This is a genomic window from Klebsiella sp. PL-2018 (genome assembly GCF_019048985.1).
GTDB lineage: Bacteria > Pseudomonadota > Gammaproteobacteria > Enterobacterales > Enterobacteriaceae > Klebsiella > Klebsiella michiganensis.
The window spans coordinates 4,564,617-4,589,469 of the sequence record NZ_CP077673.1; the positions used below are offsets into that span (position 1 = coordinate 4,564,617).

Consider the following 24,853-nt stretch of genomic DNA (forward strand, 5'->3'; position numbering starts at 1 on the left):
TAACAGACTATTATTTGTGTCATCACTTTCTTCTGCGCCGCTTTGCGGCGCTTTTGGACTTAAGCAATGTCGTATACACCGATGGGCGATCTTGGGCAGCAGGGTCTGTTTGATATCACCCGCATTTTATTACAGCAGCCGGATCTGGCCGCGCTGAGCGAGACGCTGACCGGCCTGGTGCAGCAGTCCGCGCTCGCCGACCGGGCGGCGATTATTCTGTGGCATTCCGGCAACCATCGCGCCGTCCGGCACGCCTGCGACGACGCGGGGCAGCCGGTGAGCTACGAGGATGAAACCGTCCTCGCCAACGGCCCGGTTCGACGCCTGCTCTCGCGCCCGGATGCGCTGCATTGCGATAGCGCCACCTTTGCCGAAACCTGGCCGCAGCTCGCCGTAAGCGGACTCTACCCCAGCTTTGGCTATTACTGCCTGCTGCCGCTGGCGGCGGAAGGGCGTATTTTCGGCGGCTGCGAATTTATTCGCGACGACAACCGGCCGTGGACCGAAAAAGAGTACCAGCGGCTGCACACCTTTACGCAAATCGTTGCCGTGGTGACCGAACAGATCCAAAGCCGGGTCAGCAACAACGTTGATTACGACCTGCTGTGCCGGGAACGCGACAACTTCCGCATCCTGGTGGCGATCACCAACGCGGTACTCTCGCGGCTGGATATCGACGAACTGGTCAGCGAAGTGGCCAAAGAGATCCACCGCTACTTCCGCATCGACGCCATCAGCGTGGTACTGCGCAGCAACCGCAAAGGCAAGCTCAATATCTACTCCACCCACTACCTCGACGCCAGCCACCCGGTGCACGACCAGAGCGAAGTGGACGAAGCCGGTACCCTGACCGAACGGGTATTCAAAAGCAAAGAGATGCTGCTGCTCAACCTGCATCAGCACGACCCGCTGGCGCCGTACGAAAAAATGCTTTTCGAGATGTGGGATAACAAAATTCAGACCCTGTGCCTGCTGCCGTTGATGTCCGGCAATACCCTGCTTGGGGTGCTGAAGCTGGCGCAGTGCGATGAGAAAGTCTTCACCACCACCAACCTCAAGCTGCTGCGGCAAATCGCCGAGCGCGTCTCGATCGCCATCGACAACGCCCTCGCCTACCGCGAGATTCAGCGGCTGAAAGAGCGGCTGGTCGATGAGAACCTCGCCCTGACCGAACAGCTTAACAACGTCGAGAGCGAGTTTGGCGAAATCATCGGCCGCAGCGAGGCCATGAACAACGTGCTCAAGCAGGTGGAGATGGTGGCGCAGAGCGACAGCACGGTGCTGATCCTCGGCGAAACCGGCACCGGTAAGGAGCTGATTGCCCGCGCTATTCATAATCTGAGCGGCCGCAATAGCCGCCGGATGGTCAAAATGAACTGCGCGGCGATGCCCGCCGGGCTGCTGGAAAGCGACCTGTTTGGCCACGAGCGCGGCGCCTTCACCGGCGCCAGCGCCCAGCGTATCGGCCGTTTCGAACTGGCGGACAAAAGCTCGCTGTTTCTCGATGAAGTGGGCGACATGCCGATTGAACTACAGCCGAAACTGCTGCGCGTGTTGCAGGAGCAGGAGTTCGAGCGTCTCGGCAGCAATAAGCTGATTCACACCGACGTGCGCCTGATCGCCGCCACCAACCGCGATCTTAAGCAAATGGTCGCCGATCGCGAGTTTCGCAGCGATCTCTACTATCGGCTGAACGTCTTCCCGATCCACCTGCCTCCCCTGCGCGAGCGGCCGGAGGATATTCCCCTGCTGGTGAAGGCCTTCACTTTTAAAATTGCCCGCCGTCTCGGGCGCAACATTGATAGCATTCCGGCGGAAACGCTGCGCCTGCTCAGCCGCATGGAGTGGCCGGGTAACGTGCGCGAACTGGAGAACGTCATTGAGCGCGCGGTGCTGCTGACCCGCGGCAGCGTGCTGCAGCTCTCCTTACCGGAAATGAGTATCGAGACGGAGCCGCTGGCGGCGGAAGTGCTGCCGGAGGAAGGGGAAGACGAATACCAGCTGATTGTCCGGGTGCTGAAAGAGAGCAACGGCGTGGTCGCCGGACCGAAGGGCGCGGCCCAGCGTCTGGGATTAAAGCGCACGACGCTGCTTTCGCGCATGAAACGGTTGGGTATTAATAAAGACCAGCTGCAGTAGGCACATCTTCAGAACGCTGTTTCATTTTGATTTTAATGAAACAGCGTTCTGTGAGACAACTCGCTTTACCCGTTCCTGATGAATGATAAATAAGCCTTTTCCTTAATGGAGATGCTTATGACGCGTTTACCTCTGGCCGCCGCCATCGCTTTGCTTTTGGCTTCTCAGGCTGCATTTTCCTCTCTTCCCACCTTTTCCGTCTGGCCCGGCGGTGAAGCGCCCGGCGCCAAAAACAGCCCGGCGAGCGAATCGCTGGTGGAGCGCAGCAAAGACCCCTCGCTGCCCGATCGCGCGGTCACCGGCGTTCGCGCTCCGACAATTACCGTTTACGCGCCGGAGAAGCCCAACGGTATCGCGCTGCTGGTGACGCCGGGCGGCTCTTACCAGCGAGTGGTATTGGATAAAGAGGGCAGCGATCTCGCCCCGGTATTTAACGCCCGGGGCTATACCCTGTTTGTGATGACCTACCGGATGCCGGCGGACGGTCACGCGGAAGGCAGCGAGGCGCCGTTGGCCGATGCGCAGCGCGCGCTGCGTACCCTGCGGGCGCGGGCCGCCGATTGGCATATCGACCCGCAAAAAATCGGCATTATGGGCTTTTCCGCCGGGGGACACGTGGCGGCAAGCCTGGAGACACGCTATAGCGAACCGGCTTACGCCGCCGTGGACGCGGTTGACCAGCAGAGCGCGCGGCCGGACTTCGCGGTGCTCGGCTATCCGGTTATTTCCATGGATCCGGCGATTGCCCATCCCGGATCGCGCAAGGCATTGATTGGCGAAACGCCGACGGCAGAGCGGCAGCACCGCTATTCACCGGAGCAGAACGTCACGCCGCAAACGCCGCCGACCTTTATTTTTCACGCGGTGGACGATCCTTCCGTGCCGGTGGATAACGCGCTGGTGATGTTTAACGCCCTGCGCGCGCAGCAGGTGCCGACCGAGCTGCATCTGTTCGCCGAGGGGAAACACGGATTTGGCATTCGCGGGACCCGAGACCTGCCCGCCGCCGAGTGGCCGCAGCTGGCGATGAACTGGATAGCCTCGCTGGCGGAAATGAAAAAATAGCGCCGGTAATCCCCGGCTCGCGGCTGACGCCTTAGCCGGGCTACCTGTCCGCAGACGGCGGGGACCTCGAAGCCCCGGTAGGTACGGTTTCCCGGAGGCGATGCTGCGCATCTGGCCGGCTACAAGTTCGTGCGGTTTGGTAGCCCGGACAGGCGCGTCAAGCGCCGCCTCCGGGGGATTTTGCCGAGCTATTTATCAGAACTGAAGCCGTTGCTGGTCGCCAGTTCGGCAAACCACAGCGCGTTGCGCTTTATCTGCCGCTCTCCGGTTTGCAGGTCGAGCCGCCAGAAACCGTAGCGGCGCTTGAACGAGTTAATCCACGACCAGTTATCGATAAAGGTCCACTGATGCACGCCAAAGCAGTTCGCGCCGTCGGCTATCGCGCGATGCAGCTGCACCAGATGCTCTTCCATCAGGCCGATACGGAACGAATCGTCAATCACCCCGTCTGCGCCGGGTTCGCCTTCCGACTCAATATCCATCGCAATACCGATTTCCGCGAGGAACCACTTTATATTGCCGTAGTTATCGCGAATATTGGCGGCAATGTCATAAATCGCCTGCGGCAGAATCTCATTATTATCGCGATAAGGATTAAAGCGCCCTTGCGGATTCACGTAGTTTTCGAAATAGAACTCCGGGGTGAAATAGTCCAGCGTATAGTCGCTTTCGCGCGCCTTCACCCGCCGCGGAACGTAATAGTTAACGCCGAGAAAATCGACGCGCGATCCGGTAATCAGCTCCACGTCGGCTTTTGTCACCTCCGGCAGGCAGTGGTGTGCGGCCAGAATTTCGCACAGCGCTTTCGGGAACTGATGCTTCACCAGCGGATCGAGGAAGCTGCGGTTGAAGAACAGATCCGCATACCACGCCGCTTTTTGGTCTTCCGCGCTGTCGTTGCGGGTATAGGACGGCGTCAGATTCAGCACCACGCCAATCTCGCTTTCCAGCGCCAGCGCGCGAAACTCGCGCACCGCTTTGGCGTGGGCCAGCATAATGTTAAACGCCACCTGCGCCGCCAGCCTGCCGTCTTTCTTGCAGGGATAGTGGAAGTCGTACAGGTAGCCGCCCTCAACCGGCACAATCGGCTCGTTGAAGGTAATCCAGTATTTCACCTTGTGACCGAATAGCTCAAAAGCGGTACGGGCAAAACGCGCGAAAAGATCGGTCACGTGCGCCGACTCAAAGCCGCCGTACTGCTTTTGCAGCGCTTCCGGCATGTCAAAATGATAGAGGTTGATCATCGGCTCGATGCCGTTTTCAATCATCTCATCCAGGTAGGCATGATAGAAACGCACCGCGTCCGCATTGGGCGCGCCGGTTTCGAAGTCGTCAATCAGCCGCGACCACTGAATCGACGTGCGGAAGGAGTTGAACCCGGTCCGCTTCATCAACGCCACGTCCTGGGGATACTGATGATAGGTGTCGCAAACGGTTTGCGGCCCAATCTGCTGATAAAAACGTTCCGGCTGTTCGGCAAACCAGCTATCCCAAATAGAACGGTGCGGCTTGTTGCTTATCCCTTCCGTTTGCGGACCGGATGCCGCCGCGCCCCATAAAAAGCCTTCCGGAAACTGATACCGGGTCATAACGCCTCCTGTAAGTTAAAAAAGGCCGCACCCAACGGGCGCAGCCAATAAGCACTACTCTGCAACCACTTCAATCGATTTGATAAACATGTAGCCCCAGTCGCCGGCGAATTTACCGAAGTCGATGCGGTTATCGCCGGCCTTCAGCTCAACCGGCACCAGCAGCTGCTGGCCCTGCTCATCGGTCTGCGGGAATTCAACCGCGATTGGCGCGCCGTCGTTGACGATAAACGAGTTTTTCTTGCCGCCCCATTTGCCGCTGAACGTCACCCGCAGCTGATACTTGCCGGCCCACGGCGCGGAAACCTGCCAGCTGACCTTATCCCCGTCGTTGGCGAACGGCCCGAGGAAGCCGTCGTCGCCAATCGCCAGCGCGTCTTTTTCGCTTTTCGCCGCCGCAATCTTGCCATCGGTCACGTTCAATACCCCGCCGCCAAAACGGCAGTAGTCGGCGGGGACTTTACCGACGGCTTCCGTCACCGTGACCTTAACGGTTTTGCTGCTTTTGAGCAGGCCGTCATCGGCGCTAAAAGTCAGCGCGTATTCACCGGGGGCGCTGAACCAGGCGCGGGTTTCGGCTTTATCCGTCGCGCAGAAGTGGGCCTGCGCGCTGCCGCCGTTGCTCCAGCTCACCGTCACGTTGCGGTCCGGGAGGGCGTCATCGCGCCAGCTCGCGCTGAGCTGCACGCCCTGGTCCTGGCTGGTGGTGAGCGTCTCCGCCAGCGCCACTACCGGCGCCTGATTCGCCTGAGTATGCTTCACGCTAATCACATTCGAAGGCGATGAACTGCCGCTCTCGTTTTTAGCGATGACGCGGTAATAGTACGTATTCCCCAGCCGCAGACTGCGATAGTCATCGCGGAACAGATCCATCGTCTGCGGGTTCCACTCGTTAACGCCGTCGGAAATGTCGCGCCCCACGACCTTCCACGGCCCGGATGGCGAATCAGCGCGCTCAACATCATAGGCGCGCCCTACCGCCGCCCCCAGCCAGTTGATCGCAAACGGTGAATCCGTCGGCCGCAGCGTCGGCGCGTCAGGTTTCGGCAGCGGCGGCGCTTTCTCCTGCCCGTTCATCTGCGCGGCGGCGGTGCGCACCAGGTCGACCACCTCCATCTCCTGGTTGGCCTTACCTTCGACCGGGAAGCCCGGCAGATGGTAGCTGTAGTGGCCGGTGGACTCTTTGTGCCAGTAGAAGCCGCCGTCGTGACGATGACCGCGGAAGCCCCAGATTAAACCGCCCGCCGCCTGCGCGCCGTTGACTTCGCTATGGACGATCGACTGCATAATGGCGTTAAGCTGCTGCGCGTCCAGCAGGCCAAATTCGCCCACCATGTAGACTTTCTTACCCGCTGCCGCCGTCAGGTCTTTTTTCACCTGTTCGGGATGGTTGTTATCGGCATTGGTGTAGTAATGGTTGCTGACGATATCGACATGGGGATCGTTAAGCGCAAACGCATTAATTTTCTTATAGGTACCATCCACCACCAGCTGGTGCGGCGCCCACTTTTTGATCCACGCGGCGGTCTGCAGAAGGAACGCCGCGTTGGTGTCCTCCAGCTCGTTGCCGGTCTCCCAGGCCATAATCGCTTTTTCGTCATAGTAAGGGCGCCCGGTCACGCTGTTGGTACGGGTGATAACCTGGCGAATCACATCAAGATAGGCCTTGAAGGTTTTACTGTCGGTACGGTAAAAATCCTCCGGCTTTTCGTGGTAGAACGCCGCCAGCTGCTCGCGACCGCCCCACCACCACCAGTGATCGATAAACGGCAGAATCAGGCGCAGCCCCTGTTTGTCCGCCTCGGCGATCATGTTGTCGTACACCCGCATCGCCTTTTCGTTCAGGCGCGGCATGCCGTCGGCGGTTTCCGGGGCCAGAATATGGGTTTCGCGACCGCAGGCCTCGTCAAACGTCTGCTGCACCGAGAGTACGTATACCCGCTGCGCCCTGGCGCCGGTTTGCACGAGCGCTTTAATCCAGTTTTCCTGTTCCTCCGCCGTCGGCCAGCGGAAGTATTGCCCCCAGCCGCGCGAGTCGGCCTTGCAGGTACCGCGCGCATCGTCCTCGATACGGTGCAGTTCCGGCGCATGAATGCCCGCAAAGCGGAACACCTTGTCGCCATCTTTTAACGTTGCGCCGTCGCGGGTAATAAAGTGTTCAAAGTGCGACTGCTCCGCGGCCATCGCGCCTGCGCTTCCCAGCGCCGAAAGCAGCGCGACGAGCATCAGTTTTTTCACCGGCTTAATCATCGTTATCTCTCCTTAGAACCAGACTTCGGCCTGCACGCCGAAGTTCAGCGTATCGGTGTCGCCGCTGCGCGAGTAGCTACCGGCGGAAAGGGTATTGGTGCTCCAGTCGTAGTTGCCGTCCAGCGCGTCGGACACCCCTTTATCCCATTTCGCGTAAGTCACGAAGAAGCGCAGCTGCGGGCGAGTCCAGAAGCCGGAATCAAAGGTCAGGGTCGGCGCGATGGTCACTTTAGTCAGGCCGCCTTTGCCTTTGCCGTCCACGCCTTTGTAGTTTTTATCGTCGAGATATTCGTAGCCCAGCTCGTACTGCATGGCGAAGTTTTTGGTGATCTGCTGGTACGGGCGAATCCCCGCCACCCAGCTGGTGCGCCCCTAGCCTTCGGCGTCTTCCGTCCACCAGCGGTAGTTTTTGTCTTTCTGATAGTAGGCAAACGTGGAGATTTCCCAGTCGCCGAGCGAGGCCATGTTATCCAGCACCACGCGCCAGGACTGGGTATCGTCGAGGTTTGCCCAGCCCCAGCCGTTTTTACCCAGCGATTCTCCCGCCGCCAGGCCGCGCCCGTACTGGAAGACCACGCGAGAGTAGCCGCCGGTCAGGCCGTAAAAGCCGTCAAAGTTGTAAACGCCGGTCACGCCGTAGCCCTTCTCCGCCGAGGTCGGGTGCTTCTCGTTGCGGTTCATGTGGTGGCCAATCAGCTCAAGATCGAAGCCGGTGCCGCCGATCTTTTTCAGCCACAGGTTGAGCGAGTAGTCATCCGGATAGCCCTGATCGCCTTTGTCGACCGGGTAGGCTTTGGTTTCATCCGTCGGCGAGAAGGCGTAAACCCCGGCATCGAAGCGCGCGAAGCCGAGATCCATGTTGTCGAAGCCGCCGCCGGTACCGTTGTACTGAATGTACTCCCAGTCGAACTGGTGGCTGGAGGTGTTGGAGCTGCTGTAGCGCTTACCGGCCCAGAAGGTCATTTCCGGGGCGAAGTCGAGATTTGACAGTTCGGCAAAACCTTCACGGAACTGCACATCATGCCCGTCGTCATCCTGACAGTTCCAGTCTGAGGTGCATTTCGACTGATGGGTAATGTTGGCCTGGACTTTAGCCACCACGCCGCTGTCCGAGGTTAACGTCACCGTCGGGATCAGTTCGATCTTGGTGTCCTCTTCGTTGCCCAGACGCCACTTGCCGTCCGGCATCAGGCCAACGGAGTCGGCGCGGTTACCGTCGGCGTTGGCGAGGATCCCCGAACGGATATAGCCGTGGAGCATAAAATCGTACTTCGGATCGGCGATGGCGCAGTCGCTCATCACCGCGAGGGCGAGTAAAGACAGAGGTATTGAATGATTTAGCCTGATCATTTTTTATCCTTGGTTATTTTTTTATTAACACTGCCTGAGAACGGGAGGAAATTTACGGATCAAAATTGGAAATGTACATCCGTTAATGGAAAGCGCTTTCCGTAATTGCCGGATGAGTTCACAAATTTAACGATAGCGGGCAAATATTCGTGATTTAGATCACATCTTTGAGCGGAAATAAAAAAGCCCGCGCGCGGCGGGCTGTGGCAGGCAGGCGAAAAGCTTAGCGTTCGGCGTCGGCGAGCTGCCGTTCATAGACCTTGAAGAACGGACGATAGAGCATCCAGGCATTAAAAATGGCGAACAGGCACATGCAGAGGTTTTTCCAGCTGCCGTTGGCTGACCACGCCGCGCCAAGCGGCGCCGGCATCGACCACGGCAGCATCGCCACCGCCCGATCGAGAACCCCAAGATGAGTTAAATACCAGGCGATACAGGCGTTTATCAGCGGTACAAAAAGAAACGGCAGCAGGAAAACCGGGTTCATGATAATCGGAAAGCCGAACAATATCGGCTCATTGATGTTAAACAGCGAGGGCAGCAGGCCAATTTTCCCCACGCTTTTCAGCTGCCGCGAACGGCTGCGCATCGCCATAAAAACCAGCGGCAGCGTCGAGCCGATGCCGCCGATCAGCAGGTAGAAATCCCAGAATCCCTGCAGGTAGATATGCGGCAGCGTAGCGGAACCGGCGGCCAGCGCCTGCTGGTTTTCAAACAGATAGGTCATCCAGAACGGGTTCATAATCCCGGTGATAATCAGCGCGCCGTGAATGCCGACAAACCAAAGCAGGTTGCAGATAAATAAAGAAATTAATACCGCAGTTAGGGTATCGGAGGCCACCACCAGCGGCCGCACCGCTTCGCTAATCAGCTCCGGTAAAATGCGCCCGGTGCTCTGCAGCAGCAGCGCGTTGATGACGCTAATAGAGAGCATCACCACCAGCAGCGGGATCAGCAGCTGAAAGCCGTTGCGGGTCATCACCGGCACCTCTTCCGGTAGGCGGATGCACCAGCCTTTCTTATAGAAAAAGCGCACGATTTCAATAGAGTAAGTGCTTGAAATCAGCGCGGTAAAAATCCCCATTCCGCCGAGGAAAATATTGGTCGCGCCGTTGTCGCGAAAGCCGATAAACAGCAAAAACGCCAGGCAGCCGGTCAGCCCGCAGAGCCGCTCCGGCAGCCGGTACTGCTTGGCAAGGCTGGCGCTGGCGCCGAAGGCCACAATCAGCGCCACCAGCCCGATAGTCAATTCAAAGGTTGGCAGCAGAATGGGCCGCAGCTGGAAATAGAACTGGCCGAAAGCCGATGCGCCGTTAATGGAAACGGGCGGAAACAAAATCGGCACCAGCAAACTTCCCACAATCACAAACGGCATCGCCAGCGCAAAGCTGTCGCGCATCGCCGTAATGTGGTTATTGCGCGTCAGAACGTTGGCCAGCGGCGCCAGCCGCTGTTCGATGATATCGACGGCAACATTCATCAACTGAATGTTCATAATCCTGCCTTTAAGAATAGAGGTGTCGCCAGGATGATCGCGCACTCCCGGGTAAAGTAAAAGCCCGCCATAGGTGATCGTGGTCACAATAAATAAATCCACTAACGGAAAGCGCTTTCCGTTTTATATCCGTTATGACTATAGTCGGCGCATCCATCTCATCAGGAGCGATATATGAAAAAGATAATGTTGTGCTGTTCCGCGGGCATGTCCACCAGCCTGCTGGTGAAAAAAATGATCGCCGAAGCCGAGCAGCGCGGTCTGCCGGTGGAGATCAACGCCTTTGGCGTCGCGGAATTCGATCAACAGGTCGGCCATTACCAGGTGGTCCTGCTGGGGCCGCAGGTGAAATACATGCAGAAAGATCTGCAAAAGCAGGCTGATAAATACGGTATCCGCGTGGAACCCATCAACATGATGGATTACGGCATGCAGAAAGGCGGCGCCGTACTGGATTTCGCGCTTTCCCTTATCGATAACAAAAACTAAGGAAAGATCATGAGCTCTCTGTACGCGAAGCTGATCGCCGTGATTGAACAGAAGATCACGCCTATGGCGGGGGCGATCGGCCAACAAAAATACGTCACCTCCATCCGCGACGGTTTTATTACCGCCCTGCCCTTTATGATCGTCGGCTCGTTTTTGCTGGTCTTTATCTTCCCGCCGTTTTCCCCGGATACGACGTGGGGCTTTGCCCGCGCCTGGCTGCAATTTTCTCTCGATCATCGAGATGCGCTGATGCTGCCGTTTAACTTCAGCATGGGGGTGATGACGCTGTTTATCGCCGTCGGGATCGCCGCCAGCCTGGCAAAACACCATAACCTGGACTCGCTGACCGCCGGGATGCTGTCGCTGATGTCGTTCCTGCTGGTGGCCGCGCCGCTGAAAGATGGCCAGATCTCCACCGCCTACTTCTCCGGCCAGGGGATCTTCACCGCAATTCTGGTGGCGATTTACTCTACCGAGCTGTACGCCTTCCTCAAACGCCACAATATTACGATCGGTCTGCCGCCTGAAGTGCCGGCGGGCGTGGCTCGCTCGTTTGAGATCCTGATCCCGGTGCTGGCGATCGTGCTGACTCTGCATCCGCTGAATCTGTTTATCGAAGCGCAGCTGGGCATGATCATCCCGGAAGCGATCATGTCGCTGGTGAAACCGCTGGTGGCGGCGTCCGATACTCTACCGGCGATTCTGCTGTCGGTGCTGGTATGCCAGGTGCTGTGGTTTGCCGGCATTCACGGGGCGCTGATCGTCACCGGGATTATGAATCCGTTCTGGATGGCGAACCTGTCGATCAACCAGGCGGCGATGGCCGCAGGCACCGCGATCCCGCATATCTATGTCCAGGGCTTCTGGGATCACTATCTGCTGATCGGCGGCGTCGGCTCCACCCTGCCGCTGGCTTTGATGCTGCTGCGCAGTAAGGCGGTGCATCTGCGGACGATTGGCCGGATGGGCGTGGTGCCGGGCGTATTTAACATCAACGAACCGATTCTGTTCGGCGCGCCGATCATTATGAATCCGCTGTTCTTCCTGCCGTTCGTGCTGGTGCCGATGATCAACGCAACCCTGGCCTACTTTGCGCTGAAGCTGGACCTGGTGAGCCGCGTGGTGTCGATGACGCCGTGGACGACGCCGGCCCCTATCGGCGCCTCGTGGGCAGCGAACTGGAGCTTTAGCCCGGTGATCATGTGCCTGATTTGCATGGCGACGGCGATGGTGATGTATCTGCCGTTCCTCAAAGCCTACGAAAAACAGCTGCTGGAGCAGGAGCACGCTAACGCGGCGGCCCAGGCCGAAAGCGCGCCGCAGTCCGCATAATTAATACTATTCAGAGGTTTGTCATGGAATTAGAAGAACAGGTAATGGGTATCATCATCAACGCCGGGCAGTCGCGTAGTCTCTGTTACGAAGCGCTGAGCTGCGCTAAAGCGGGTGATTTCGCCGCCGCCGACGAAAAAATGAAAGAAGCGGCGCATTTTGCCCGCGAGGCGCATTTGGTACAGACCCAGCTGATTGAGGCCGACGAAGGCGAGGGTAAAACCAAAATGACTCTGGTGATGGTTCACGCTCAGGATCATCTGATGACCTCGATTCTGGCGAAAGAGCTGATCGGCGAACTGATCGCCATTTACCGCTCGCGACCGCTGCACGCGTAGGGTTCCCCCTCTCCGGGGAGAGGAGATGACGTAGCCCGGGTAAGGCGTTTACACCGCAACCCGGGAAAACGGTAAATGCTCATGTCACCTGGCTGGCTGACTTCCCGGCTCGCGCTGCGCTTAGCCGGGCTACCTGAACTACACGCGTAGCGGCCCGGGAAACCGTCGACCACAATTAAGGACAACCATGCTACATCTGGGTTTAGACATTGGCGGCACCAAAATGGAAGCCGTCCTGCTCAACGCGGCGGGCGAATGCGTCTATCGCCAGCGCCGTCCGACGCATAAAGAGAGTTATCAGGCGTTTATGCAGCAACTGCTCGGACTGATTGCGACCGTCCGCGACTGGAGCGAACGGCCGTTTACTCTCGGCATCGGCCTGCCGGGGGCTATCGACCCGCAAAGCGGCCTGATTAAAAACTGTAACTGTCTGGTGCTCAACGGCCACGACCTGCGTCATGACCTGATGCGGGAACTTGGTCAACCGGTATGGATGGCGAACGATGCCGACTGCTTCACCCTCTCTGAGGCGGTGGACGGCGCGGGCGCGGGGGCAACGACCGTATTCGGCGTTATCATCGGTACCGGCTGCGGCGGCGGCGTTGCGGTGAACCAACGGCTGCTCGGCGGGCCTAACGCCATCGCTGGCGAATGGGGACACAATCCCCTGCCGGAGTACCGCCCCGAGCGCGACGGCCCGGCGCAGCCCTGCTACTGCGGCAAAGAGAACTGCATCGAAAGCTTTATCTCCGGTACCGGCTTTGCCCGCCGCTACGGCGAGCAGGCGCCTGCGGAAGCGATTATCGCCGCCGCGCAAAACGGCGAACCGCAGGCGCTGGCCCACTGGCGGCATTTTATTGACGCTTTCGGCCGTAGCCTGGCGTCGGTAATCAATATCCTCGATCCGCAGGTGATTGTACTGGGCGGTGGGCTCTCCAACGTCGGGCAAATCTATGAGCAGCTGCCGGCGGCGATTGTCCCGTATCTCTTTTCCGACAGCTGCCGAACGCAGATCAAACAGGCCCGCTTCGGCGACGCCAGCGGCGTGCGCGGCGCGGCCTGGCTGCCGGTTCTGGCCAACGCTGAAGCCGGTCGGCGGTAGACACTTTTTTCAGCAGGTATGCTAAGCTAGGCGAAAATATTCAGACAGAAAATGCCATGCCAACCATTGATGATGTTTCAAGATTAGCGAATGTCTCGCGAGCGACGGTATCCCGCGTGCTGACCGGCACGCGGGGCGTGCGCGAAGAGAGCCGGGAAGCGGTGCTGCGCGCGGTAGAGGAACTTAACTACCGCCCGAGCTTTGCCGCGCAAAACCTCGCCAGTCAGACATCCAATCACGTGGGGCTGGTGATCCCGGCGAACGATGACAGCAGCGGCGCGCGCCTGCTGCCGATGCTCTCGCTAGCGCTGAAGGGGCTGAATAAAAACCTGATAGTTCAGTACGTCACGGATGCGGCGGAACAGGCGGCGGTCGTCGACGATTTACAGCGCCAGTGCGTGGCGGTGGTGGTGCTCGGCGCCGTGCCGGCGGATGCGCCGCGCAACGTGATCTCCTTTGACCGCTTCAGCATTGCCGGGGTCAATAATCAGGGCTACGACTACGCTTTTGCCACCGAAAGCGCCTGCCGCTACGTGATCGGCAAGGGCCATCGCAATATCGCGCTGATCGTTGATAACGACAGCGATGACGCCAGCCGCCAGATGCTCGAAGGCTATCGCAACGTCCTGCAAAACTACTCCATCCCTTTTAACCGGCAGCTGATGCTGGCGGCCAACGATAACGTTGAACAGGCGCTGCTGACGCTGATTAATAGCTTCAGCAAATACTCGGTGATTATCGTGAAACGGGACCGCTACGCCGCCGAAGCGATGCGCCTGCTGCGCGAGTTCAACGTTGCCGTACCGCAGGAGGTCTCGCTGCTGAGCCTGGAAGATTCTCCCCTCGCCTCGCTGCTCAATCCGCCGCTGACCTGTATCTCCTGGCCGCTGGAGCAACTGATGGAGAACTGCCTGCAGCGTATCCGCAACCTGATTGACGAGCGCCCCACCTTCTCTCCCGAAGGGCGCACGCTGGCGGGCCGCCTGATCCCCCGCCAGTCGGTGGCCGATCTCTCCTGATTTCAGCGTCCGGCCTTCCGCGTGGCCGGGCCTTTTCCTCTCCCGCCGCGGGTTCGCACGCTAATCATTCGCCTCACATCTAAATAAGAATTATTTTCATTTATAAATAGCTTGTGCTATATAACATAGCAATGGCTATAAATGATGATTAATTAACCGCAACGTTGTGAGGGACCTTATGCTGCACCTGCCACCCCTGAAGCATCTGATGTTTGCCGCCACGCTGGCGCTGCTGGCCGTCGCCCCCGTCCAGGCAAAAGAGAAATTTAAAGTGATTACCACCTTCACGGTGATCGCCGATATGGCGCAAAACGTCGCGGGCGACGCCGCCGACGTCAGCTCCATCACCAAACCGGGGGCCGAGATCCATGAATATCAGCCGACCCCCGGGGATATCAAACGCGCGCAGGGCGCGCAGCTGATCCTCGCCAACGGCCTGAACCTTGAACTGTGGTTCGCCCGCTTTTATCAGCACTTAAACGGCGTACCGGAAGTGGTGGTCAGCAACGGCATTCAGCCGATGGGCATCAGCGAAGGGCCGTATAACGGCAAACCCAACCCGCACGCGTGGATGTCGGCGGACAATGCGCTGATCTACGTCGATAATATTCGCGACGCGCTGGTGAAATACGATCCTGCGAACGCCGACGCCTATCGCCACAACGCCGAAGCCTACAAAGAGAAGATCCGCCAGACCATGGCGCCGCTGAAGGCGGAACTGGCGAAGCTGCCGCAGGATAAGCGTTGGTTGGTGACCAGCGAGGGCGCGTTCTCCTATCTGGCACGCGATAACGGCCTCCAGGAGCGCTATCTGTGGCCGATAAACGCCGACCAGCAGGGCACCCCGCAGCAGGTGCGCAAAACCATCGACACCATGAAGAAAGAGCGGATCCCGACTATCTTTAGCGAAAGCACCATCTCTGATAAACCGGCGCGTCAGGTGGCCCGGGAAGCCGGCGCCCACTACGGCGGCGTCCTGTACGTCGACTCTCTGAGCGCCGCCGATGGCCCGGTGCCGACCTATCTCGACCTGCTGCGCGTCACCACCCAAACCATCGTCCAGGGCATCAACGACGGACTAAGGAAACAGGCATGAGTCACGAGCTGCCGGGCCTCGCGGTCAACAACGTCAGCGTCACCTACCGCAACGGTCATACCGCGCTGCGCGATGCTTCTTTTAGCGTCCCGCGCAGCGCCATCGCGGCGCTGGTCGGGGTGAACGGCTCGGGAAAATCGACGCTGTTTAAAGCGCTGATGGGCTTTGTGCGCGTCGGAAAAGGCGATATTGCGATTCTCGGTCAGCCGGTTAATCGCGCCCTGCGGCAGAACCTCGTCGCCTACGTTCCGCAGGCGGAAGAGGTGGACTGGTCCTTCCCGGTGCTGGTGGAAGATGTGGTGATGATGGGGCGCTATGGCCATATGGGCTGGCTACGGCGGGCCAAACCGCGCGACCATGAGATTGTCGACGCCGCCCTGGCGCGGGTCGGCATGAGCGAGTACCGCCACCGCCAGATCGGCGAACTCTCCGGCGGGCAGAAAAAGCGCGTGTTTCTGGCCCGCGCTATCGCTCAGCAGGGAAAAGTCATTCTGCTGGATGAACCCTTTACCGGCGTCGACGTGCAGACCGAAGCGCGCATCATCGAGCTGCTGCGGGAACTGCGCGACGAAGGCTGCACCATGCTGGTTTCCACCCATAACCTCGGCTCGGTAAGCGAGTTCTGCGACTACACGGTGATGGTCAAAGGCACCGTGCTGGCCAGCGGCCCGACGGAAAGCACCTTTACCGCCGAAAACCTCGAACTGGCGTTTAGCGGCGTGCTGCGCCACGTGGTGCTGAGCGGCGCGGAAGAGCGGATTATCACCGACGATGAGCGGCCGTTTATCAGCCGTCGGGCGGCGGGAGGCGAAAGATGAGCTGGCTACTGGAGCCGTTTGGTTATCACTATATGCTGAACGCGATGTGGGTCTCGGCGCTGGTGGGCGGGGTGTGCGCGTTTCTCTCCTGCTACCTGATGCTTAAAGGCTGGTCGCTGATTGGCGACGCCCTCTCCCACTCCATCGTGCCCGGCGTGGCGGGCGCTTATATGCTCGGTCTGCCCTTCGCGCTGGGGGCGTTTCTTTCCGGCGGCCTGGCGGCGGGCAGCATGCTGTTTCTTAACCAGCGTTCGAAGCTGAAGGAAGACGCGATTATCGGCCTGATCTTCTCCTCTTTTTTCGGTATTGGCCTGTTTATGGTGTCGCTGAACCCCACTTCGGTGAATATCCAGACCATTATTCTCGGCAATATTCTGGCCATCGCCCCGGAGGATATTATCCAGCTGGCGGCGATTGGCTCTATTTCGATGGCGATTCTGCTGCTGAAGTGGAAAGACCTGATGGTGACCTTTTTCGATGAGAACCACGCTCGTTCCATTGGCCTGAATACCACCGCGCTGAAGCTGCTGTTCTTTACTCTGCTGGCGGCCTGTACCGTGGCGGCGCTGCAGACCGTCGGCGCGTTTCTGGTGATTTGCCTGGTGGTGACGCCCGGGGCCACAGCCTGGCTGTTGACCGACCGCTTCCCGCGCCTGCTGGCGATTGCCGTCGCGATTGGCAGCCTGACCAGCTTTTTCGGCGCGTGGCTGAGCTACTATCTGGACGGGGCGACCGGCGGGATTATCGTCGTCGCCCAGACGCTGCTGTTTTTAGCCGCTTTTGTTTTCGCGCCGAAGCACGGCCTGCTCGCCAGCCGTCGCCGCGCCAGGGAGGCCTCATGCTGAGCGCGCTGATTGAACCTTTCCAGTTCTCCTTTATGGTCAACGCCATGCTGGTGGCGGCGATCGTTGCCGTCCCCTGCGCGCTGCTGTCAGTGTTTTTGGTGCTCAAAGGCTGGGCGCTGATGGGCGATGCCATGAGCCACGCGGTTTTTCCGGGCGTGGTGGTGGCGTATATCCTCGGTATCCCCTTCGCCATCGGCGCGTTTATCGCCGGGTTGTTCTGCGCCATCGCCACCGGTTATCTCGACGATAACAGCCGCATTAAGCGCGATACGATCATGGGCATCGTCTTTTCCGGGATGTTTGGCGCGGGCCTGGTGCTGTACGTGTCGATTCAGTCGGAGGTCCATCTCGATCATATTCTGTTTGGCGACATGCTGGGTATTTCCGCCAGCGATATTGCGCAAACGTCGCTGATCGCGCTGGCGATTGCGCTGATAATCGGGCTTAAGTGGCGTGATTTTCTGCTGCACGCCTTTGATCCGCAGCAGGCGAAGGCCAGCGGATTGCGCTGCGGGCTGCTGCATTATGGGCTGCTATGCATGATTGCGCTGACCATCGTGGCGACGCTGAAAGCGGTGGGGATCATTTTGTCGATTTCGCTGCTGATAGCGCCGGGGGCGATCGCTCTGCTGCTGACGCGGCGTTTTGTCAGCGCCCTGCTGCTGGCGGTGGCGATAGCGTTAAGCTGTTCGCTGGGCGGCGTGTGGCTGTCGTTTTATCTCGACAGCGCCCCGGCGCCGACCATTGTGGTGCTGTTTACCGTTCTATTCGTTATCGCGTTTATCTGGACGTCGGTTCGCGATAGTCAAACCACGGCTCGTTCCGGCGAAGCCCCGGGTCGCGGCTGACGCCTTACCCGGGCTACAGACCGCACGAATTGTAGCCCGGCTAAGCGCAGCGCGAGCCGGGGAGTTTATTGCGGCTTTTTGGGCCGATACTTTTCCGGTAACTCCGGCACCGGGCGTTTGTCATCGATCAGGTGGCGAATCGTCAGGATCGGGTGCCGCCAGAGCATCCGCGGCCCCGCCCAGCGCATAATCTGCTTCATCTCTTCGCGTTTCGCGGGCTGATAGCAGTGCACCGGGCACTGCTTGCAGGCGGGCTTTTCTTCGCCAAATACGCACTTATCCAGCCGCTTGTCGGCATAGCCGTTGAGCGCCTGATAGTGTTCGGCGTCGTCGCGGGCATCCGGGCAGCGGCGCTGGTAGAGCGCAATCATGCTGCTAATGGTCTTTTTTTCCCGCGCAATACGTTTGCCCGCCATCGCCTGTTCCCTCCGATAAAGATGCATTCATAATACACATTCAGAGAGGACGATGCAGCCCCATACTCCCTGAGGATTATGCCGGTTTATCCACGTGCCCCAGCGGTTTTTCCGGGAAGCACACATCGCGCACCCGGCGCTTGAGCTCCGCCGCGTCGGGGAAACCGCCATCCTGCTTGCGCTCCCAGATTTGCACATCATCAACGGCCACCACGAAGATCCCGCCGGTTCCCGGAACCAGCGTGACCGAAGCGATATCGGTGCTAAAGCTGTGCAGCAGTTCCTGTGCCATCCAGCTGGCACGCAGCATCCAGTTGCACTGCGAACAGTAGGTGATGGTAATCGCGGCTTTATGGCTCATCGGCTTCTCGCTGTCGGTAAAAGGGCAAATTGTAAACAACTTGCAGATTAATTGAAGATAACATGATTATTTTGTTGCAAACGATAATACCTATCATTACCATTCGCAATCAACAAGCATGGAGAAAAAACGTCCAGTAACGGAATAACCGGACACACCTGCACTCTGGAAGTAACGCGTGAGCCAATACTAATAATGATTAAGGCGTGGCTACTATGTATAACTCCACTCAATCAACAGCATGGTTCAAGAAAAGCCTGCTGGTGACTTCTTTGCTTACAGCAATTTATCAGACTTCCGCCGGGGCGGCTGATACCACCGCGAAAACCACCAGCAGCGCATCGACTGATGACAGCTCGGAACGGATGACCGTTACCGCGCCGGCGCCGTTGCTGAAAGCGGGCAGCGAACATTCGATCGGCGCTCAGGAGCTGCAGGATAAAGGGGCCAACGACTTTGGCTCGATCATGCGCTACGAGCCGCTCATTAGCGCCACCGGCGCCAGCGGCGGTTCCGGCAACGGCAAAAGCGGCTTCGACCGCGGCGGCTATACCGGCTACAACATACGCGGCATGGAGAGCAACCGCGTCGGGATCGACGTCGACGGCATCGCCCAGCCGAACGCCACCGGGCGCAGCTACGCCAGCCGCGCGGGCCTTAATACCTTCGGTATGGGCCGCGACTATATTGACCCCTACATGTACGGCAGCATCGATATTCAGTCCGGGGCGACATCAACGGAAACCGCCAACAGCGCCATCGGCGGCAACGTCTCTTTCCGCCCGAAATCCGCGGATGACTATCTGCATCCGGGCAAAACCAGCGCCTTCGGCTACCGCAGCGGCTACGACTCGTCCGATCGCAGCTGGCACAACGGCGTCACGGTCGCCGGCGGCGACGAGACCCTGCGCGGGATCTTCGTCTACAGCCGTCGCGACGGTCAGGAGACGGAAAATAACAGCGGGACCGTTGATTCCTATCCGGCAAACTGGCACTCGGACGCCTTTATGGCCTCCGGGATCTGGCAGCCGAATGACGAACATAAGTTCACCAGCACCTTCGATTATTACCATAAAACGAACCACACGCATTACGACGCCTGGGACTCCAGCGGCAACAGCGTTATCGGTACGTCAAAGCAGACCAGCCAGACCCGCCGCTGGGGCCTGAGCCTGAAAGACGACTGGACGCCGATGAACGACTATATCGACAGCGTATCGACCAAAGTCTACTACCAGCATACCGAGGCCCATGACTGGACATATATGCCGGACAGCGTCACCCGCGCGATGCAAACGGTGAGCTCCGACTACGATACCGACACCTGGGGGATTCAGAGCGCGCTGGCGAAATCGATAGGCCGTCACGATCTGAGCGCCGGTTTTAACGCCAGCACGACGAAAACCCAGCGGCCGTTAACCCAGTCGCCAACCCCGAGCGCCTATAGCCAGATTATGCAGCCGGACGCCGACAGCCGCGGCTATATCGTCGCCGGCTTCCTGCAGGACAAAATTAACTTCGACCTCGACGGCCATAACTTTGCGGTTATCCCGGGCATTCGCGTGATGCATCAGTCGACCAAACCGGAAAACGTCTCCGATTTGGCCAACAACAGCAGCGTGCTGACCGGTTCCGACGTGTCAAATCTGTACGGTAAGAACGCTGATACCCAGGCGCTGCCGTCGCTGGTCTTGCAGTACGATATCACCCCGCGCCTGATGACTTATCTGCAATATCAGCGCGGCGCGCAGTTCCCGAACGCCAGCCAGCTATACGGTTCGTGGAACCTCGGCTCCAGCTACGCCGGACGCGCCCAGTATGCGCTGATCGGCAACACCGATCTGAAAACCGAAACCAGCGATAACGTTGAGTGGGGGATGAAGGGCGAAGTGACGGAGGGCATCACCATGCGCACCGCGCTGTTCTACAACACCTATAAGAACTTTATCGCCTATACCCGCTACACCCGCGCCAATAATCCGACGCAGTTCACTAACGTACCGTCGAACATCTACACCATTTACCAGGCGGAAAACCGCGATAAAGCGTACATCTACGGCGGCGAAATCAGCGCTAAATTCAACTTTGGCACCTGGTTTGAAGAGGTTAACGGCCTGAGTGCCACCCTCGCTTACGGCTATAGTGAAGGGCAATCGAAATCCAGCTACAGCGGCGATAAGTACGTCGACCTCGATAGCGTCGCGCCAATGAAGGCCATCGTCGGCGTGGCGTGGGACGATCCGGCAAAAGTGTACGGCACCGCGCTGACCGCCACCTTTGTTAAGGGCAAGCGCGCCACCGCCACCAACCGCGAAAGCTATACCAACTCCGGCTCCGCGATTACCGATTCGACCAGCGAGTATATGCGCGTTCCGGGCTACGGCATGCTGGACTGGACCGCGTACTGGCAGGTCGCGAAGAACGTGCGCGTCAACGGCGGCGTATACAACATTACCGATCGTAAATACTGGGATTATCTGAGCAGCCGCAATATCGAAACGGCGACGAACCAGGACGCCAACGACAGAGCGCTGGCGGTGATGCCTGGCCGCACCTGGCAGTTGGGCGTGAACGTCGATTTCTGATCGGCCAATAATAAGAAACCTGCTCCCCGGCCGCGCGCCGGGGAAACTCATCGTAGAGAAGGATGTGAATTATGCAAAACACCCAACCGCAACATACCCCGCTGTGGCAGCGCTATCTGACCACGAAAGCGCAATCTTCCGCGAAATACGCCCGCGATATCGCCGCCGAAATGGGGATCAGCGAAGCCGAGCTGACCGAAGCCCGCCTGGGCTACGATGCCGTACGTCTGCAGGACGACGCCCGCGCCATTCTGACGGCGCTGGAAACCGTGGGGGAAACCAAATGCATCTGCCGCAACGAATACGCGGTGCATGAGCAGGTCGGCGAATTTACCCATCAGCATCTGAGCGGCCACGCCGGGCTGGTGCTCAATCCGCGCGCCCTCGATCTGCGCCTGTTTCTCAGCCAGTGGGCCAGCGCTTTTCGCCTGAACGACAACGGCCGCCAGAGCATCCAGTTCTTCGATCCGCACGGCGACGCGCTGCTCAAGGTTTACACCACCGGCAATACCGACATGGCGGCCTGGGATGCGCTGATTGCCGGGCATACGCAGCAATCGCCTGCCCCGCTGGCGATTCGCCCGGCCGAACCGCTGAAATATGCCGACTCCGCCGACGCGGCGGCGCTGGAAAATGAATGGCGGGCCATGACCGACGTTCACCAGTTCTTCGGCCTGCTGAGAAAATATAGCCTGTCGCGCCAGCAGGCTTTCCGCCTGGTCAGCGACGACCTCGCCTGCCGCATTGACACCCAGACGCTGCCGGGCCTGCTGGAAACGATCCGCCAGGATGGCAACGAGATCATGATTTTTGTCGGCAACCGCGGCTGCGTGCAGATCTTCACCGGCGCGCTGGAAAAGGTCGCCCCGATGCGCGGCTGGCTGAATATCTTCAACCCCGCGTTTACCCTGCATCTGCGCGAGGAGAGCGTGGATGAGATCTGGGTGACCCGCAAACCGACCTCTGACGGCCACGTCACCAGCGTCGAGCTGTTCGCCAAAGACGGCACGCAGATCGCACAGCTGTTCGGTCAACGCAGCGAAGGCCACCCGGAGCAGGCGCAGTGGCGTGCGCAGGTCGATCGTTTGACCACCGAAGGGCTACTCGCATGAAGCGCTGGCTGATATTACTTGCGGCGTTTCCGCTGTTGGCCAGCGCCGCCGCCGAGCGGATTGTGTCACTCGGCGGCGACGTCACGGAGGTGGTTTACGCCCTCGACGCCCAGCGGCAGCTGGTGGCAAAAGACAGCACCAGCACCTGGCCTGCCGCCGCGCAGAGCCTGCCGGATGTGGGCTATATCCGCCAGCTGAACGCCGAGGGGATCCTCTCCCTGCGGCCGACGCTGGTGCTGGCCAGCGCCCAGGCGCAGCCCTCGCTGGTGCTGAAAAAGGTTGAAGAGAATAAGGTTAAGGTGATCAACGTCCCGGGCGGCTACGACCTGCCGGCAATCGAGGCAAAAATTGGCGTGATTGCCGACGCCCTTGGTAAGCAGAGCGAAGGTAACGCCCTGCGCCAGAAGGTTCATCAGCAGATCGCGCAAATTCCGTCGCAGCCCGTGAACAAGCGGGTGCTGTTTATTCTCAGCCACGGCGGCATGAATACCATGGTGGCCGGGAAACAAACCGCGGCGGATGGCGCAATCAGGGCGGCCGGGCTGCAAAATGCCATGCAGAGCTTCGACCATTATCGCAGCATGTCGCAGGAGGGCGTTATCGCCAGTAAACCGGACCTGGTGGTGATCTCCGCCGATGGGCTGAAAGGCATGGGCGGCGAAGCCGGGCTCTGGAAGCTGCCGGGGCTGGCGCAGACGCCTGCGGGACGCCATAAGCAGGTACTGGTGATAGATGATATGGCCCTGCTCGGCTTTGGTCCGCGCACCCCGCAGGCGGTGCTCGCGCTGCGGCAAAAAGCGGAGCAGCTGCCCTGATGCGCTCCCACCCTGCCCGTAATCTGTGGTTAATGACGCTGCTGCTGATTGTCCTGACGCTGCTCGCCACGACCCTGGGCGCCATGCGTCTGCCGTTGGCCAGCCTGCTGCCCTCCGGCGATGAGATCCTGAGAAACATCTGGCTGACCATTCGTTTGCCGCGAGTGCTGCTGGCGCTGCTGGTCGGCGCCGCGCTGGCGCTCTCCGGCTGCGTGATGCAGGGGCTGTTTCGCAACCCCCTCGCCGATCCGGGGCTGTTAGGGATCAGCGGCGGCGCGGCGCTGGCGGTCGCCTGCTGGCTGGTGCTGCCTCTGTCGGTGCCGCTGCTCGTGGCGCTGTACGCCCCGATGCTGGCGGCGTTTATCGGCAGCATGGCGGTGATGGTGGTGATTTTTATCCTCAGCCGGGCGGGAGACGCCTCGCTTTCGCGCCTGCTGCTGGTCGGCATCGCCATTAACGCCCTGTGCGGCGCGCTGGTCGGGGTACTGGCGTGGATCAGCAACGATACCCAGCTGCGCCAGCTTTCGCTTTGGGGGATGGGCAGCCTCGGGCAGGCGGAATGGTCGACGCTGCTGGTGGCGGCCACGCTGATGATCCCGGCTTCCCTCGTGGTGTGGGCGATGGCTTCACGGCTTAACCTGCTGCAGCTGGGCGATGAAGAAGCGCACTACCTCGGCGTCAACGTTCGCGCCCTGCAGCGGCTACTGCTGCTGTGCAGCGCATTGCTGGTGGCGTCGGCGGTGGCTATCAGCGGCATTATCGGCTTTATCGGTCTGGTCGTGCCGCATTTGATGCGGATGTGGCTGGGGCCGGACCATCGCGGCCTGGTCCCCGGTTCGCTGCTGTGCGGCGCGATGTTACTGCTGCTGGCCGACACGCTGGCGCGTACCGTTGCCGCCCCCGCCGAGATGCCGGTCGGGCTGTTGACCAGCGTACTCGGCGCGCCGTGGTTTCTATGGCTGATTTTTCGTCGGGAGAAAGGGACCCATGGATAACCGCTATAGCGCGCGTTCGCTGTCGCTGCGTCTGGGTAACCGGCAGATTATTCATGATGTTTCGCTCCAGCTCTGCGGCGGTGGAATGACGGCATTGATTGGCCCCAACGGCGCCGGTAAATCAACCCTGCTACGCCTGTTGACCGGTTATTTAACGCCCGACGCCGGCGAACGGGTGGTGGAGGGCCGTCCGCTGGAGAGCTGGTCGGCAGAAACGCTTTCCCGCCGCCGGGCGGTGATGCTGCAGCGTACCCAGCTTCACGCCGACTGGCCGGTTGAGACGGTTATCGCCATGGGCCGTTCGCCGTGGGGCGGCGTAGCAAATGAGGAGATCATCCGCCGGGTGATGGAAGAGACCGGCTGCGATCATCTGGCCGGGAGACGCTACCCTTCCCTCTCCGGCGGCGAACAGCAGCGGGTGCAGCTGGCCCGCTGTCTGGCACAGCTGTGGCGCGATGGCGCCCCCGAGGGCTGGCTGTTTCTTGATGAGCCCACTTCGGCGCTGGATCTCTATTACCAGCAGCACCTGCTGCGCCTGCTCAAACGCCTGACCCGCAGCAGCCGGCTGCACGTCTGCATAGTGCTGCACGACCTGAACCTCGCGGCGCTGTGGGCCGACCGGATTCTGCTGCTGTATCAGGGGAAGCTGGTAGCCGAGGGCACGCCGCAGGAGGTGATCCAGCAGCCGATTATCAGCCGCTGGTACGGCGCGGAGGTCAGCATGGGGGAACATCCCGATGCGGCCGTTCCGCAGGTCTATCTGGCGCCGTGAACTGATGAAATGATTATGCCGG

General features: G+C 59.6%; 21 protein-coding genes and 1 pseudogene. 16 read left to right on the forward strand and 6 right to left on the reverse strand.

Features of this window, described 5'->3' with window-relative positions:
* The first annotated feature begins 66 nt into the window (after positions 1-66).
* Complete coding sequence (flhA, locus tag MKleb_RS21390) at positions 67-2,139, forward strand: formate hydrogenlyase transcriptional activator FlhA (RefSeq protein WP_064358914.1); 2,073 nt, start codon at positions 67-69, stop codon at positions 2,137-2,139.
* Positions 2,140-2,256: 117 nt separating this feature from the next.
* On the forward strand, positions 2,257-3,204 hold the full coding sequence (locus MKleb_RS21395; protein WP_025107271.1) for an alpha/beta hydrolase: 948 nt from the start codon (positions 2,257-2,259) through the stop codon (positions 3,202-3,204).
* Positions 3,205-3,392: 188 nt separating this feature from the next.
* Here MKleb_RS21395 and MKleb_RS21400 read toward each other — a convergent pair whose 3' ends face one another.
* From MKleb_RS21400 to MKleb_RS21415, 4 genes and pseudogenes are all read right to left on the reverse strand, one after another.
* Complete coding sequence (locus MKleb_RS21400; RefSeq protein ID WP_025106462.1) at positions 3,393-4,793, reverse strand: glycoside hydrolase family 1 protein; 1,401 nt, start codon at positions 4,791-4,793, stop codon at positions 3,393-3,395.
* 54 nt (positions 4,794-4,847) lie between these two features.
* Complete coding sequence (locus tag MKleb_RS21405; protein WP_025106461.1) at positions 4,848-7,040, reverse strand: CBM35 domain-containing protein; 2,193 nt, start codon at positions 7,038-7,040, stop codon at positions 4,848-4,850.
* Positions 7,041-7,055: 15 nt separating this feature from the next.
* Positions 7,056-8,393, reverse strand: a pseudogene (locus tag MKleb_RS21410) (maltoporin).
* 223 nt (positions 8,394-8,616) lie between these two features.
* Positions 8,617-9,888, reverse strand: a complete 1,272-nt coding sequence (locus MKleb_RS21415) for a PTS sugar transporter subunit IIC (RefSeq protein WP_025106460.1) — start codon at positions 9,886-9,888, stop codon at positions 8,617-8,619.
* 174 nt (positions 9,889-10,062) lie between these two features.
* Between MKleb_RS21415 and MKleb_RS21420 the strand changes: the two genes are divergently transcribed.
* The 9 genes from MKleb_RS21420 (at position 10,063) to sitD (ending at position 17,775) form a co-directional block, all read left to right on the forward strand.
* Positions 10,063-10,377, forward strand: a complete 315-nt coding sequence (locus tag MKleb_RS21420; RefSeq protein WP_004104871.1) for a PTS sugar transporter subunit IIB — start codon at positions 10,063-10,065, stop codon at positions 10,375-10,377.
* A gap of 9 nt (positions 10,378-10,386) precedes the next feature.
* Positions 10,387-11,709 (forward strand): PTS sugar transporter subunit IIC, encoded by a 1,323-nt coding sequence (locus MKleb_RS21425; RefSeq protein ID WP_217076183.1) that lies wholly within the window; start codon positions 10,387-10,389, stop codon positions 11,707-11,709.
* Between the two features lie 23 nt (positions 11,710-11,732).
* A complete protein-coding gene (locus MKleb_RS21430) occupies positions 11,733-12,047 on the forward strand; it encodes a PTS lactose/cellobiose transporter subunit IIA (protein ID WP_014226542.1) in 315 nt (104 codons plus the stop codon).
* A gap of 187 nt (positions 12,048-12,234) precedes the next feature.
* On the forward strand, positions 12,235-13,149 hold the full coding sequence (locus MKleb_RS21435) for an ROK family protein (RefSeq protein ID WP_025106459.1): 915 nt from the start codon (positions 12,235-12,237) through the stop codon (positions 13,147-13,149).
* Positions 13,150-13,205: 56 nt separating this feature from the next.
* Positions 13,206-14,168 (forward strand): LacI family DNA-binding transcriptional regulator, encoded by a 963-nt coding sequence (locus MKleb_RS21440; RefSeq protein ID WP_025106458.1) that lies wholly within the window; start codon positions 13,206-13,208, stop codon positions 14,166-14,168.
* Positions 14,169-14,346: 178 nt separating this feature from the next.
* On the forward strand, positions 14,347-15,264 hold the full coding sequence (locus MKleb_RS21445) for a metal ABC transporter substrate-binding protein (RefSeq protein ID WP_014226544.1): 918 nt from the start codon (positions 14,347-14,349) through the stop codon (positions 15,262-15,264).
* Positions 15,261-16,082 carry a manganese/iron ABC transporter ATP-binding protein gene (locus MKleb_RS21450; protein ID WP_014226545.1) on the forward strand — a complete coding sequence of 274 codons (822 nt, stop codon included), beginning with the start codon at positions 15,261-15,263 and terminating at the stop codon, positions 16,080-16,082. Before MKleb_RS21445 ends, MKleb_RS21450 begins: the two co-directional genes overlap by 4 nt.
* Positions 16,079-16,927: an iron/manganese ABC transporter permease subunit SitC gene (sitC, locus tag MKleb_RS21455; RefSeq protein ID WP_014226546.1), complete on the forward strand. Its 849-nt coding sequence runs from the start codon at positions 16,079-16,081 to the stop codon at positions 16,925-16,927. Before MKleb_RS21450 ends, sitC begins: the two co-directional genes overlap by 4 nt.
* Positions 16,921-17,775, forward strand: coding sequence for an iron/manganese ABC transporter permease subunit SitD (gene sitD / locus MKleb_RS21460; RefSeq protein WP_025106457.1), 855 nt, complete (start codon positions 16,921-16,923; stop codon positions 17,773-17,775). Before sitC ends, sitD begins: the two co-directional genes overlap by 7 nt.
* A gap of 65 nt (positions 17,776-17,840) precedes the next feature.
* Here the strand turns inward: sitD and MKleb_RS21465 are convergent, their stop codons facing one another.
* Positions 17,841-18,191 (reverse strand): nitrous oxide-stimulated promoter family protein, encoded by a 351-nt coding sequence (locus MKleb_RS21465; RefSeq protein WP_014226548.1) that lies wholly within the window; start codon positions 18,189-18,191, stop codon positions 17,841-17,843.
* 76 nt (positions 18,192-18,267) lie between these two features.
* Positions 18,268-18,552, reverse strand: coding sequence for an Rdx family protein (locus MKleb_RS21470; RefSeq protein WP_004853555.1), 285 nt, complete (start codon positions 18,550-18,552; stop codon positions 18,268-18,270).
* A gap of 215 nt (positions 18,553-18,767) precedes the next feature.
* Between MKleb_RS21470 and MKleb_RS21475 the strand changes: the two genes are divergently transcribed.
* The 5 genes from MKleb_RS21475 (at position 18,768) to MKleb_RS21495 (ending at position 24,831) form a co-directional block, all read left to right on the forward strand.
* The gene (locus MKleb_RS21475; RefSeq protein WP_025106456.1) at positions 18,768-21,137 is read left to right on the forward strand and encodes a TonB-dependent receptor domain-containing protein; all 2,370 of its coding nucleotides are present in this window, start codon (positions 18,768-18,770) and stop codon (positions 21,135-21,137) included.
* A gap of 71 nt (positions 21,138-21,208) precedes the next feature.
* Positions 21,209-22,249, forward strand: a complete 1,041-nt coding sequence (locus MKleb_RS21480; RefSeq protein WP_014226550.1) for a hemin-degrading factor — start codon at positions 21,209-21,211, stop codon at positions 22,247-22,249.
* The gene (locus MKleb_RS21485; protein WP_025106455.1) at positions 22,246-23,064 is read left to right on the forward strand and encodes a heme/hemin ABC transporter substrate-binding protein; all 819 of its coding nucleotides are present in this window, start codon (positions 22,246-22,248) and stop codon (positions 23,062-23,064) included. The genes MKleb_RS21480 and MKleb_RS21485 overlap by 4 nt, the downstream gene beginning before the upstream one ends.
* Complete coding sequence (locus tag MKleb_RS21490; protein ID WP_025106454.1) at positions 23,064-24,059, forward strand: FecCD family ABC transporter permease; 996 nt, start codon at positions 23,064-23,066, stop codon at positions 24,057-24,059. The genes MKleb_RS21485 and MKleb_RS21490 overlap by 1 nt, the downstream gene beginning before the upstream one ends.
* Complete coding sequence (locus tag MKleb_RS21495) at positions 24,052-24,831, forward strand: heme ABC transporter ATP-binding protein (RefSeq protein ID WP_025106453.1); 780 nt, start codon at positions 24,052-24,054, stop codon at positions 24,829-24,831. Before MKleb_RS21490 ends, MKleb_RS21495 begins: the two co-directional genes overlap by 8 nt.
* The last annotated feature ends 22 nt before the right edge of the window (positions 24,832-24,853 follow it).